At 38.8% G+C, this 13689-nt stretch carries 14 protein-coding genes; 12 read left to right on the top strand and 2 right to left on the bottom strand.

Annotation, left to right across the window (positions count from 1 at the left end; all coding sequences use genetic code 11):
* Window positions 1-36: 36 nt before the first annotated feature.
* Entirely contained in the window at window positions 37-1416 is a 1380-nt protein-coding gene (locus tag RU93_RS03295) for an MATE family efflux transporter (protein ID WP_071874184.1), read from the bottom strand.
* 176 nt (window positions 1417-1592) lie between these two features.
* Between RU93_RS03295 and trxB the strand changes: the two genes are divergently transcribed.
* The 5 genes from trxB (at window position 1593) to thrB (ending at window position 7059) form a co-directional block, all read left to right on the top strand.
* Window positions 1593-2525 (top strand): thioredoxin-disulfide reductase, encoded by a 933-nt coding sequence (trxB, locus tag RU93_RS03290; protein WP_071874183.1) that lies wholly within the window; start codon window positions 1593-1595, stop codon window positions 2523-2525.
* A gap of 195 nt (window positions 2526-2720) precedes the next feature.
* Window positions 2721-4445, top strand: coding sequence for a phospho-sugar mutase (locus RU93_RS03285; RefSeq protein WP_071874182.1), 1725 nt, complete (start codon window positions 2721-2723; stop codon window positions 4443-4445).
* A gap of 48 nt (window positions 4446-4493) precedes the next feature.
* Window positions 4494-4787: an ArsR/SmtB family transcription factor gene (locus RU93_RS03280; protein WP_071874181.1), complete on the top strand. Its 294-nt coding sequence runs from the start codon at window positions 4494-4496 to the stop codon at window positions 4785-4787.
* A gap of 123 nt (window positions 4788-4910) precedes the next feature.
* Entirely contained in the window at window positions 4911-6194 is a 1284-nt protein-coding gene (locus RU93_RS03275) for a homoserine dehydrogenase (RefSeq protein ID WP_071874180.1), read from the top strand.
* Window positions 6184-7059, top strand: a complete 876-nt coding sequence (gene thrB, locus RU93_RS03270; RefSeq protein WP_071874179.1) for a homoserine kinase — start codon at window positions 6184-6186, stop codon at window positions 7057-7059. The genes RU93_RS03275 and thrB overlap by 11 nt, the downstream gene beginning before the upstream one ends.
* A gap of 103 nt (window positions 7060-7162) precedes the next feature.
* Here the strand turns inward: thrB and RU93_RS03265 are convergent, their stop codons facing one another.
* The gene (locus RU93_RS03265; RefSeq protein WP_071874178.1) at window positions 7163-8020 is read right to left on the bottom strand and encodes a pyruvate, water dikinase regulatory protein; all 858 of its coding nucleotides are present in this window, start codon (window positions 8018-8020) and stop codon (window positions 7163-7165) included.
* A 91-nt stretch (window positions 8021-8111) separates the two neighbouring features.
* On the opposite strand from RU93_RS03265, the gene RU93_RS03260 reads away from it, so the two are divergent.
* From RU93_RS03260 to RU93_RS03230, 7 genes are all read left to right on the top strand, one after another.
* Window positions 8112-8543 (top strand): Fur family transcriptional regulator, encoded by a 432-nt coding sequence (locus RU93_RS03260; protein WP_071874177.1) that lies wholly within the window; start codon window positions 8112-8114, stop codon window positions 8541-8543.
* Between the two features lie 200 nt (window positions 8544-8743).
* Window positions 8744-8920 carry a 30S ribosomal protein S21 gene (rpsU, locus tag RU93_RS03255; RefSeq protein ID WP_002356740.1) on the top strand — a complete coding sequence of 59 codons (177 nt, stop codon included), beginning with the start codon at window positions 8744-8746 and terminating at the stop codon, window positions 8918-8920.
* 39 nt (window positions 8921-8959) lie between these two features.
* Entirely contained in the window at window positions 8960-9409 is a 450-nt protein-coding gene (locus tag RU93_RS03250; protein WP_071874176.1) for a GatB/YqeY domain-containing protein, read from the top strand.
* 212 nt (window positions 9410-9621) lie between these two features.
* Complete coding sequence (locus tag RU93_RS03245; protein ID WP_071874175.1) at window positions 9622-10587, top strand: PhoH family protein; 966 nt, start codon at window positions 9622-9624, stop codon at window positions 10585-10587.
* Between the two features lie 22 nt (window positions 10588-10609).
* Entirely contained in the window at window positions 10610-12820 is a 2211-nt protein-coding gene (locus tag RU93_RS03240) for an HD family phosphohydrolase (protein ID WP_071874174.1), read from the top strand.
* Window positions 12810-13295, top strand: coding sequence for an rRNA maturation RNase YbeY (gene ybeY / locus RU93_RS03235; protein WP_071874173.1), 486 nt, complete (start codon window positions 12810-12812; stop codon window positions 13293-13295). The genes RU93_RS03240 and ybeY overlap by 11 nt, the downstream gene beginning before the upstream one ends.
* Window positions 13279-13677 carry a diacylglycerol kinase family protein gene (locus RU93_RS03230; RefSeq protein WP_211272547.1) on the top strand — a complete coding sequence of 133 codons (399 nt, stop codon included), beginning with the start codon at window positions 13279-13281 and terminating at the stop codon, window positions 13675-13677. The genes ybeY and RU93_RS03230 overlap by 17 nt, the downstream gene beginning before the upstream one ends.
* The last annotated feature ends 12 nt before the right edge of the window (window positions 13678-13689 follow it).

Genomic DNA, 13689 nt, shown 5'->3' with positions numbered 1-13689 from the left:
AAAAAACGACTTACAAAAAGCAAGTCGTTCATTTTTTTAAACGGAAACTTCATCTAATGTGGTCGTCTGTTGCACGAGTGACTTGGATTCCCAAATTCTGGAGCGCCACCGTCGAATCATTAAAATCGACCGCAAGGCTTCATCAATCGCATAAGCAATCCACACACCAACTAAGCCAAATCCTGCCCAAATTGCAAGAGAATAGGAGAAGGGTAAACTAATCACCCATAAGACAAGCAAACTACAAATGAGTGGGAATTTGACATCGCCACTTGCATTGAGCGAACCCACTAAAATCATATTAATCGAACGAGTGGTTTCGAGGACAATTTCCACTAAAAAGACTTCTTTCGCGATATGGATGACTTCCGGATTGCTTGTGAAAATCCCCATGATTGGTTCGATAAAGATAAACGTAATCAGACAAATAATCAAAGACGCACTTGCACCGATGATCGTCGTTCGCATGCCTCTGTTATACGCACGCTCAAATTCGCCTGCTCCGACATCACGACCAACCATAATCTGATTCCCTTGACTTAAAGCTGAAGCAATCAAATAAACGAATTGGGTAATCGCACTAATATAAGATTTGGCAATTAACACACTAGCACCCAGTGATGCCACAATCATTGTCACCACAACTTGGGCGCCTTGATAAGATAATGTTTCTCCTGACGAAGGTAAACCATACATCAAAATGGCTTTCAAAATAGGAAACGAAATTTTTCTGAAGCGGAAAGAGAAAATAGAAAAGCCGATGTAGCGTTTTAAGAGTGCTACTGAAATGATTAAGCCAATCATATTACCGAACACACTCGAGTACGCGAGGCCACTGACACCAAAACTTGGCAAGCCAAAAGGTTGATATAGTACAAAATAGTTACCGATTACCGATAAGATACTGGCTGTCATTGGAATAAGCAGGGCTGGTTTTGTATGACCATGTGTTCGTAAGATGGCAATAATCACCGCAGAGAGCGCAGAAATAATGAGACTACCACCGAAAATTTGCAAATAACTATTTCCAATTTGTATTAGTTCCTCATTTAAGTTCATGAAAGTGAGTAAAGATTTGGAGAAAAAGAAGAACACGATACTAATCATCATGCCAATTGTAAATGAACCAAATAATGCCGTGTGTATCACGTGCTTAATGTCGCGTAATTTGTTGGCCCCAATGTATTGAGCAATAATAATCTGGGTACCAATCGTAATGAAACCGTAAACAAATACCATCAGGTTTAATAATTGGTTGGCCGCGCCAATGGAAGCGACAGCAGGTTCTGAATAGTGGGAAATCATCCACACATTAATATTTCCGATGACGACTCTGAGAAATAATTCCACAAAGATCGGCCAGCTGAGAAAGAGTAACTCACGATCAGATGGCGTAATTTTTTTTATGCTTGTCAAATTGCTTTTCCTCTCTTATAGTTATTATTTGTAATGTCTTGGCAATTTTACAAGATAGGTATAAAATGTCAAGGGTTTTCAGCCACTTCCTTTCATTTTATTAGAGCGTATTGGTAGACAATGGATAATGAAAAGAATAAAGTGATTGTAGTGAAAATATCGGAGGGATACAATATATGTTAGATGTAATAGTTATCGGTGCAGGACCGGCAGGAATGACGGCAGCATTATACGCTTCAAGATCGAATTTATCAGTTTTATTAATCGAACGTGGTGCTCCAGGTGGTCAAATGAATAACACCGCTGAAATTGAAAATTATCCAGGATTTGACCGAATCATGGGACCAGAATTAGCCGAAAAAATGTATAGTCCCCTTGAAAAATTTGGTACAAAACATGCCTATGGAATTGTAGAAGGGATAAACGATTGTGGCGACTATAAAGAAGTCAAAACAGACAGCGAGATTTATCAAACCAAAACGGTTATTATTGCAACGGGCTGTGAACACCGTCAATTAGGTGTTAAAGGCGAGCAAGAATTTGCGGGTCGCGGCGTGTCCTATTGTGCGGTTTGTGATGGGGCGTTCTTCCGCAATCGCAAACTATTAGTCGTAGGTGGAGGCGATTCTGCTGTCGAAGAGGCTTTGTTCCTGACACAGTTTGCTTCAGAAGTTGTGATTGTTCACCGTCGTGATGAATTACGTGCACAAAAAATCATTCAAAATCGCGCATTTGCGAATCCTAAAATTTCTTTCCTATGGGATTCAGTTGTCACAGAAATTAAAGGAAACAAGATGAGCATGACGGGTGCCGTCATTGAAAATGTGAGAACAAAAGAAATTCATGAAGAAGAAGCGGGCGGTATCTTTATTTATGTAGGCTTAGATCCACTAACTGAAGCTTTCAAAGATACAGGAATTACCAATGAGGACGGATGGATTATCACAGATACGCAAATGCGTACCTCCGTTCCGGGTGTTTATGCGGTTGGTGATGTGCGTGAGAAAGAATTACGTCAAGTGACTACCGCAGTCGGCGATGGTAGTATTGCTGGACAACAAGTTTTTCAATTTATTGAAGAGCAAAAAGATCCTAAGACAACCGTCTAAGTAAAGATATAATCGTTCAAAAAGTAATAGATAGATAACAGTTATTTTCTAAAATAAAAAAGTGATTAGCTTTGAAGGCTGATCACTTTTTTAGCGTTTAGAAGAATGATAACAGAAAGAAGACAAGCTCTTTTAGTCTAAAGTTAATAATGGTATAATTGGTTTATCTACTTATTTTGAAAGTGAGGTTTTTTTATGTCTTGGAGAAAAATTTACGAACAATGGTCTACTTATGAAAATTTAGATGAGTCGTTATCGCAACAATTGGCCGCGTTAAGCGATCAAACAGATGCACTAGAAGATGCTTTTTATGCGCCACTTGAATTTGGAACGGCAGGAATGCGTGGTATTTTAGGTCCTGGTATTAATCGAATGAACATTTATACGATCCGTCAAGCAACGGAAGGGCTAGCTCGTTTCATTGATACACAAGATGAAGACACACGCAAACGAGGAGTTGCAATTGCCTACGATTCGCGTCACTTATCGCCAGAATTTGCCTTAGAAGCGGCCTGTACGTTAGCCCAACATGGCATTCCTTCGTATGTCTTTGAGAGTTTAAGACCGACACCCGAATTATCATTTGCGGTTCGTCATTTAAATACCTTTACGGGCATTATGATCACGGCATCGCATAATCCAGCGAATTACAATGGTTATAAAGTTTACGGAGAAGACGGAGGGCAAATGCCGCCTGCCGATGCTGCGGCCTTAACCACGTTTGTTCGTGAAATTGAAAATCCATTAGACATTGCCGTTTTATCTGAAGAAGCAGCAAAAGCACAAGGATTGATTCATTTTATTGGTGAACCAGTCGATCAAGCCTATTTAGCTGAAATTAAATCCGTAACGATTAATCAACCATTAATTGATGAAATGGGTGATGAGTTAAAATTGATTTATACGCCTTTACATGGAACTGGAAAAATGTTAGGAGAACGGGCATTAATGCAGGCAGGATTCAAAAAATTTATTATTGAACCGACTCAAGGCGAGCCTGATCCAGATTTTAGTACCGTAAAATCACCTAATCCTGAAGAACACTCCGCTTTTGAGTATGCGATTGCCCTAGGAGAAAAAGAAGGGGCAGATTTACTCATTGCGACCGATCCAGATGCTGACCGTTTAGGTGCGGCGATTCGTTTACCAAATGGGGAATATCAAGTGTTGTCAGGAAATCAAATTGGCGCGATTTTGATCCACTATATTTTAGAGGCCCATCAAGCAGCAAAAACTTTACCGAAAAACGCGGTTGTCTTAAAATCGATTGTTTCAAGTGAACTCCCTACCGCGATTGCCAATAGCTATGGCGTAGAAATGATGAATGTGCTCACAGGCTTTAAGTTCATTGCTGAAAAAATTCAACAATTTGAAACCGATCACTCTCATACGTTTATGTTTGGTTTTGAAGAGAGTTATGGCTATCTAGTAAAACCTTTTGTACGGGACAAAGATGCGATTCAAGCTTTAGTTTTATTTGCTGAAGTTGCCGCTTACTATAAAAAACAAGGCAAAACATTGTATGATGCGTTACAAATAATTTTTGATACGTATGGTTATTTCTCTGAAAAGACGATTTCAGTGACAATGAGTGGGCAAGAAGGTTCAGCTCAAATTGCAGCCTTGATGCAGACGTTCCGAGAAAAAGCACCAACGCATTTTGCCGATGTCAAAGTCATTCAAACAGAAGATTTCAAACACTTAACGAAAACGTTTGAAAATGGAACAGTTGAAATGCTAACAACGCCACCGTCAGATGTTTTAAAATATGTCTTAGCGGATGATAGTTGGATTGCGGTACGACCATCTGGAACAGAACCAAAAATGAAGTTTTACATTGGTGTCAAAGCGGACTCACAAGTAGCTGCGGATGAAAAAATTGAGGCCCTCGAAGCAGCGATTAACGAAATCGTTGGTTAGTGGTTTTCAAAAAAGTAAAAATAAAGAGATTAATCACGGAGGTGTAGGATGCAAGAGTTACCGACGCTTCAAGAAATCGAGAAAGTCAGCCGGATATTTAAACTTTTGAGTGATGCGACACGTCTGAAAATTTTATTGACCTTGGAGCAAGGTGAACGAAATGTGACGTCAATTGCTGAAGTAGTCCAAATGGAGCAATCGGCCGTATCTCATCAACTGAAATTATTAAAAGACAATCGAATGGTGAAGGCTCGTCGTGAAGGAAAGACGGTTTTTTATCGCTTAGATGATCAGCATGTTTTTGATATTTTAGAAGAAACCCTCGAACATATTCGTCACTAATTTGTGAAAAAAAAGGAGGAAGACAATTCTTCTCTTTTTTTTTGTGGCGGTTTTTGATATATTAAGAGTAAATATTAAAAAATGATAATTTTTTCTAATAATTTTTTAAGAATAGGGGAGCATATGAAAACAGAAATGAATATTGGCCTATTAGGGTTAGGCGTCGTCGCAACGGGTGTGGTAGAAATGCTCGCAATTCAAAAGCATAAAATCGAAAAACAAACCGGAGTCACGTTGAATTTATCAAAAGTCCTGGTCTTGGACAAAGCTGAAAAACAAGCACTAGCAGCAGAACATGGTTTTGAATTAGTGACCGAATTAAAAGAAATCACAGAAGATCCAACGATTGATATTGTCATCGAACTGATTGGTCGTATTTCACCGGCCAAAGACTATATTTTAGCCGCATTAAGACACAAAAAACATGTGGTTACAGCGAATAAAGATTTAATTGCACAACATGGAGAGGAATTAATTCAAGTCGCAAAAGATCACCACGTCGGGTTTTATTATGAAGCTAGCGTGGCAGGAGGCATCCCGATTTTACGGAGTTTAGCGACTAGCTACATGGCAGATCACATTACGAGTATTCAAGGAATTGTGAATGGTACAACGAATTATATGTTAACAAAGATGGTTGAAGAAAAAATGGATTATGCCACTGCTTTAGCGAAAGCACAAGCACTAGGTTTTGCTGAATCAGATCCAACAAACGATGTGGATGGGATCGATGCTGCCTATAAAATGATTATTTTAGGCGCGTTTGCCTTTGGAAAAAGCTTAACGATCAATGATTTATCAATCGAAGGGATTCGTCGCTTAGACTTAGCAGATATTTTTAGTGCGCAATCACTTGGTTATGAAGTGAAGTTAGTGGGAGAGGTCAAGCAAACTTCTGCTGGTATCTCAGCTTCAGTCGGACCGGTCTTGTTACCGAAAGAGCATCCATTAGCTACCGTTAAAAACGAAAATAATGGGGTCTATATTGAAAGCCGAGGGATTGGGAAATCCATGCTTTACGGCCCAGGGGCGGGGGCTTTACCAACTGCCACTAGTGTCCTGGCAGATTTAATCGAAATTGCCAAGCAATCTCAAGGAGCTCAATTGTATCCACCATTTAATGAATTAAAAGAAGAGCTTCCGTTGGCTCCAAAAGAAACGATTGTTAATCATTACTATCTCAGTGTCCATTTAGCAGAAACGATGGCGTCACAAGACAAAGTGAATGCATATTTAGACGACCAAAAACAAGCAATTGCTTTTTCTAAAATTGAGGAAACGGATCGCCTCATCTTATTACTTAAAACCGTGACCGAAGAACAATTGCAAGAACAATTATCTTTTGTGGCACAATTCGGTGAAGTACAAAGTGTACTTCGGATAATGGGGGAAATCGATGAAAATTAGAGTACCAGCTACCAGTGCGAATCTCGGTCCAGGCTTTGATTCTTGCGGCATCGCCTTGTCCTTATATCTTTTTATTGAAGTTTTAGAAGCGCAAGAACAATGGGAAATTCTCCACGATTTAGGAGACGATGTACCGACAGATGCGTCGAATTTAATGATTACAACAGCCCTTAGTCTGGCGCCAACAATGCAACCACATAAAATTAAGATGAGTTCTAATATCCCGTTAGCCCGTGGTTTAGGCAGCAGCTCTTCGGTTATTGTCGCAGGAATTGAATTAGCGAATCGTTTGAATCAATTAAATTTATCACCTAAAGAAAAAATAGAAATTGCGACAAAAATAGAAGGCCATCCCGATAATGTTGCGCCTGCGATTTGTGGGGACTTTGCGGTCGCGTGCTATTTTCCAGATCGTCGACAAGATAGTGTCAGTCATGTGAAGCATTACTTCCCAGAATGTGACATTATTGCTTTTATCCCAAATAAAGAACTACTGACTTCTGCCAGTCGTGAAGTGCTGCCGACTTCTTTTTCTTATAAAGAAGCAGTCGAAGCTAGTGGAATCGCAAATGTGATGATTGCGGCTGTGATTAGTGGGAATCTCCCTCTTGCTGGAAAAATGATGCAAGAAGATCGATGGCACGAAAAATACCGTCAAAAGTTAGTTCCGCATTTAGCGAGTATTCGTCAAATATGCAACGATGAAGAAGCGTATGGTTGTTATTTAAGTGGAGCAGGTCCGACAGTGATTGTCTTGTGTCCTGAAGCGAAGACTGAACGCATGGTTCAGTTATTGAAAGCTTTAGATTCTACGGCGCGAATCGAAACATTATCGATTGATCGTGAAGGGATCCAAGTTTTTTAAATACCAATGAAAACACCCCTAAAAGTTAGACCAAAAATCTAACTTTTAGGGGTGTTTTCAGGCTGTATAACGATTACTGTTGAAGAGTACGTTTGTATCTGTATTACGCTTCGTTATCTTCGGTAATATAGTAGCTATGGTCTTCTAAATTGAGTGCATTTAAAATCATTGATGCCGTTTCTTCGATCGATAAGCTAGCGACATTGATAATAATACAGCCGAGCTTTTCGTACAGTTCATTGGCAAAGGTTAACTCTGTTTTAATTTTATCCAAATCTGAATAAGCAGTATCGGGATTCAATCCGTAAGCAATCATGCGTTCTTTACGAATACCGTTTAGAATCTCAGGGTCGTTCGTCAAACCAACAATTTTTTTAGGATCGATTTCCCATAATTGTTTCGGAATGTGTGCTTGTGGCACAATAGGTAAATTGGCTACTTTTAGATTTTTGTTGGCTAAAAATAAGCTAAGTGGTGTTTTAGAAGTTCGCGAGACACCGAGTAAAACAATATCGGCTTCTAAAAAACCTCTTGGATCTTTGCCGTCATCATATTTCACGGCAAATTCCATCGCTTTAATTCGTTTAAAATAATTTTTGTTCAAATGGTGTAAAGCACCTGGTTCTCTAGATGGAATCACGCCGGTCCGTCGCTGAACTTCAAGAACGGGTGGTGTCAAGACATCAAAATGGAATAATTCACTTGCTTCACAAAAATGATCAGCCAAGGCAACTAATTCTTCGTTGATTAACGTATGTAAGATGATGGCGTCACATTTTTTAGCATCGGTTAACGCTTTAATTAAGGCTTCTTTGGTAGTGATAAATGTGCGGCGGAAAATTTCAAACTCAACCGTTGGATATTGGGCCATCGTCGCTTGGGCTAATTTTGAGGCAGTTTCTCCGGCAGAATCAGAAATGATAAAAAAATATAATGGTTCTTTCTTGTTTTTTTCAGTCATAAGCATCCCTCACTTGCAATTTAGTCACTCTTATTATACCATACAGTCGATGAACTATTCGCATGGATTTTGGCGTTAGGAGGGGAAGTTAGTGGGAAATCAATTATCTGTCAAACATGCACTTCAAATTTTAAAAGATAGCGGTAAAAAACATACACAAACGCGCGAGAAGATGCTTCATTATTTAGCACAATCCAACCGGTATGTTTCAGCAAAAGAAGTGCATTTAAATTTGTTGAAGGAATCTTCTCGTTTAAGTCAAGATACCGTTTATCGTAATTTACATGAATTCTCTGAAATCGGCATTTTGGAAGAAACGGAATTAAATAGTGAAATGCATTTTCGTTTCCATTGCTCAGCACCTGGTTCCGATCATCACCATCATCATTTTATTTGTACCGTTTGTGGTAGCACAAAAGAAATTAATTTTTGCCCGATGGATCTCATTCAAGAACAGTTGCCTGGTTGTTTAATTGAAGATCATCGGTTTGAAATATTTGGTAAATGTGAAGCTTGCCATTAAAAAGAAGAGAGAACAGCGAGATAAATTAGGAAATAGACGATTTATTGTTGTTATTTTAAAAAAAGATAGAAGATTTCGCCAGAACAGCTTGACACTATTTCAAGGCTTCGCTATAATTTTCAAAGGACAGTATTGTGAGCGTTAGATTTTTTGACATTCACAAAAACGGTTACTTTTTAAGCTCGGAGGGAGGGATTAACATGTCAAAAACAGTCGTTCGCAAAAACGAGTCTCTTGATGATGCTCTTCGTCGCTTCAAACGTTCCGTTTCAAAAGCAGGTACATTACAAGAATCACGTAAACGTGAGTTTTATGAGAAACCAAGCGTGAAACGTAAGAAAAAATCTGAAGCTGCTAGAAAACGTAAAAAATTCTAATTTCTAGTTTTCTAGAAGCAAAGAATTGGAGTTGGTAGTGTGTCACTACTCAGCAGATTGAACGATGACTTGAAGTTAGCGATGAAGGCAAAAGAGAAAACTGTTTTGCAGGTGATTCGCATGATTAAAGCGTCGTTGCAAAATGAACAAATTAAACTTGGTAGAGAATTAACTGCCGATGAAGAATTGACGCTGTTGTCTCGTGAGATGAAGCAACGTCGTGATTCATTAGCTGAATTCGAAAAAGCCAATCGTGATGATTTGGTCGAAAAAGTGGTAGCAGAAATCGCAATTGTTGAAAAATACTTACCGATACAATTAACGGAAGAAGAAATTCGTCAAATTGTTGCGTCGGTGATTGAAGATACAGGAGTGACTTCCACACAAGCTTTTGGGCAAGTGATGGGCAAGGTAATGCCACAAGTAAAAGGCAAAGCCGATGGAAACTTAGTAAATGAAATCGTAAAAGAACAATTAAATAACCTGTAACCACAAAAAGTCGTAGGAAACTCTCCTACGACTTTTTTTATGGCTTCTTTTTCAAAGAGAAGTGAGAATAGGATTTGACCCTTTAGGGATGCAAGCGGACAAGCCACTTTAGTCGCGGATGTTTTGTCTAGTTTTCTTTCGTCAAGCAATTCTTCTTTTTCGAAGAATATGGTATCATAGGGTAGAATGTTTTAGAAGAAGGAGCGATTTTTTTGGCAGAAGAACAAATCACCATTGATATCCAGTTGTCAGAGCATGATGATGCACATTTACTACTAGGTGCCCATGATAAACATATAAAAATCATTGAAGAAGCAATACAAGTCATCATCCGGACAAGAGGACAAATGATCCAAATTCAAGGGGCTCCTAGCAATGCTGAAAAAGCGTCTCTCATTATTAAAAGTTTACAAGAACTGATTCATCGTGGTATTCCGGTGAGTTCACCTGATGTGGTAACGGCAATCAAGATGGCTGAAAAAGGCACGATGACTGATTTTGTCGCGATGTATGAGGAAGAAATTCTGAAAGATCGCCACGGAAAACCCATTCGTGCCAAAAATGTCGGTCAAAAAAAATATATTCGCGCGATTGAAAAACACGATGTTGTCTTTGGCATTGGACCAGCCGGAACAGGAAAAACATTTCTAGCGGTTGTACTGGCGATTCGTGCCTTGAAAAAAGGGGAAGTCCAAAAAATTATTTTAACACGTCCGGCTGTGGAAGCTGGCGAAAATCTCGGCTTTTTACCAGGTGACTTAAAAGAAAAAGTTGATCCTTATTTAAGACCGGTTTACGACGCTTTGTATCAAGTTTTTGGTATGGAGCATACGAATCGCTTAATGGAACGTGGCGTGATCGAAATTGCCCCGCTAGCCTACATGAGAGGTCGCACACTGGAAGATGCCTTTGTTATCCTAGATGAGGCACAAAATACAACTGTCGCGCAAATGAAGATGTTTTTAACACGTCTAGGCTTTAATTCTAAAATGATTGTCAATGGCGATACGAGCCAAATTGATTTACCAAAAGGGGTGACCAGTGGCCTTGTTCATGCTGAAAAAACCCTGGAAAAAGTTCGGGCGATTTCTTTTGTTGCCTTCGATGCTAATGACGTGGTTCGTCATCCTGTAGTCGCTCAAATTATTCGAGCTTACGACGAAGGAAACGATAAATAATCTGTGAAAGAGGGGGAGTGCCATGATTATTCAACCTTTAATTAAAATATATGAAAAATTAGGAAAGTTTCTGATCCCTTTTGTTTTAGTCCTTTTCTTTTTATTTTCTTCTCTTCTGATCTTTCCTAACGTTCAACAACGAGCGGTCGATTATAAAGAAGGACAAGTAGCTGAAAAAAGTATTCGAGCGAATAAAACGATCGAAAATACCCAAGCTACTGAACAAAAAAGACAACTTGCTGCAGAATCGGTCACCCCAGAATATACTTATGATGAAGATTTAGTGAAACGTCAAGAGCAGTTACTCAAAACGCTTTTTAGTCTGATTGGCGAAGTAAAGACAGAAGCAGCACTTGAAAATGAATCAAGACAAAAAGCGGTTAAAGAAAATGAGACCTTTCAGGCCGTTACGATTGACGAACAAATTGCTTTATTAAAAAAACGATTCGAACAAGTGGACTCAGATGATTTGACATTTTATCAAAAAATACCGAATCCTTTCTATGAACTCATTTTTTCGATGACCAATACAGAGATAGAAGAAGTCGAGACACAAACATTGGCCATCATGAATGAGCAGATGGGTCAACAAGTTCGAGCGAGTAATCTAGAAGATATCAAACAAAATGCGAACGACAAAATCTCTTTTTTAAATGTTTCAAATGACCAAGCACAAGCGATTCGCTATTTAATTAACCAAGGAATTGTTGTAAATTCTGTCTTAAATGAAAAACGGACGGAAGAGCTCATGCAAGCTGCGAAAGAATCCGTGCAACCGGTAATGATTTTTCAAGGGGAAGTCATCGTACGAGAAGGTTCTCAAATCGATGCTAATATGATTGAAAAATTAAATTTACTGGGAATGACGAAACAAAGTACGAGTATTTTCCCGCTAGTCTCGATGATCTTATCAAACGTGTTACAAGTGCTCGTCTTATTGTATTTTCTAAAACAGATTCAACCCAATACGACACGCTTTATTGCTGTTATTTTTTATACAGCGATGATGTCTTTTAGCATCGTTGTCATGAAGTTCCTTCAACTGTTTCAAATGAACAATACCCAGTATATGCCGCTCCTTTTCCCAGCAGCATTTGTGCCGTTGATATTAACCGTTTTTATTAGTCGAAGGACTGGTGTGCTAGCCGCGTTATTCCAAGTTATCTTGGCAACTTATATTTTCTACGATTCAATTGGCACCAATTTCTTGAATATTATCTTACTATCTTATTTGTTTTCTGGTTTAATGGGAACTTTATTAAAACGAAAACGAATTTCTGAACAAGGATTCGCTGCGATTGTTTGGCTAATGTTATTTCCATTCTGGATGAACGTTATTTTAGTCATTTATCAAGGAATGAGTTTTACCGATAGTCGTTCATGGATGAATCTTGCGACAAGTTTAGTGGGAGGAATTCTTTCTTTAATTCTAACGATCGGGTTACATCCCTATATTGAGCTATTAATTACCGATAATAGTATGATTGTGTTGAATGAATTAAGCAATCCGAACCATCCTTTATTAAAGCAACTATTAGAAGAAGCACCAGGTACGTATCATCATAGTATGATGGTCGCCAATTTAAGTGCGAATGCTGTAGCAGAAATCGGTGGGCAATCGCTCTTAACGCGCGTAGCCTGTTATTATCATGATATTGGAAAACTGAAACACGCGAACTTTTTCGTCGAAAATTTACCGCCAGGGGCAGAGAACCCGCATAATTTTTTACTGCCAAGTGATAGTAAACAAATTATTTTCGGACATGTCATCGATGGAGCCGTTGTGTTGGAACAAAATAAGATGCCGCAAATGGTAATTGATATTTGTCGTCAGCATCATGGGACGACACTGATGAAGTTCTTTTACTATAAAGCAAAAGAACGCAATCCTGATATTTCTGAACAAGAGTATCGTTATCCTGGTCCGATTCCTCAAACGAAAGAAGCAGCTGTTGTGAGTATTGCGGATAGTTGTGAAGCTGCAGTGCGTGCAATGGATCATCCAACGAACGAAAAAATTAATGAATTTGTGACGAATTTAATTCATGATCGCTTACTGGATGGTCAGCTAGATGATTCTGGCTTAACGATGAAAGAAATTAAAATCATTCAACAATCTTTAGTGAATGGGTTATGCAGTACATTCCACTCCCGCATCAAGTATCCTAAAATGAAATCAGAAGCAGAAGAAATGAAACAAGAACAAGAAAGAAGAGATCGAAATGGAAATTAACTTTATTGATGAGACGAACCAAGTCCCACCCGCGCAACAAAAAGAAGTCGATTCTTTATTACAATTTGCAGCAGACTTCTTAAATCTGCCAGAAGAAACAGAGATGTCTGTGACATTTATGAATAATGACGCCATCCAAGAAATTAATCGAGTCTACCGTCAGAAGGATGTCCCGACTGACGTGATTAGTTTTGCTTTTGAAGAAACAGGCGAAGAGGAAATGGCGATTGTTTTTCCAGATGATTTTCCAGATGCCGTTGATTTCCCTAAAATTCTCGGTGACATTATGATTTCGATTGATAAAGCGAAAGAGCAAGCGAATGAATACGGGCATCGCTATGAGCGAGAATTAGGCTTTTTAGCGGTTCATGGTTTTTTACATTTAAATGGTTATGATCATTTGACACCGGATGAAGAAGCAGAGATGTTTGGATTACAAAAGGAAATCTTGGATGCTTATGGACTACAAAGATAAGCAAGAGGAGATTGGTAAAAACAAACATTTTATTCGCTCGTTTGAATTTGCTTTGACAGGAATTAAAACGGTCTATCGCGAAGAACGAAACATGCGCACACACACGATAGCAGGAATCCTTACAATTATTGCAGGAATCATTTTCCGCTTAAATCGTTGGGAGTGGCTTTGGCTATTACTTAGTATTTTTTTAGTGTTAGTGATGGAAATGATCAATACTGCTTTTGAGAATGTTGTCGACATGGTCACTGATTTTCATTTTCATTCAATTGGGAAAAAAATCAAAGACATGGCAGCCGGTGCAGTATTATTGACCGCTTGCTTTGCAATCATTGTCGGTATGTTCATTTTTTTACCAAAAATTTATCAATGGATATTTTAAGAAAGAGGTACA

The sequence above is a fragment of the Enterococcus aquimarinus genome (assembly GCF_001885765.1).
Lineage (GTDB): Bacteria > Bacillota > Bacilli > Lactobacillales > Enterococcaceae > Enterococcus_I > Enterococcus_I aquimarinus.
The sequence above is the reverse complement of the archived record's forward strand: the minus strand, read 5'-3'. Positions and strand labels throughout refer to the sequence as shown.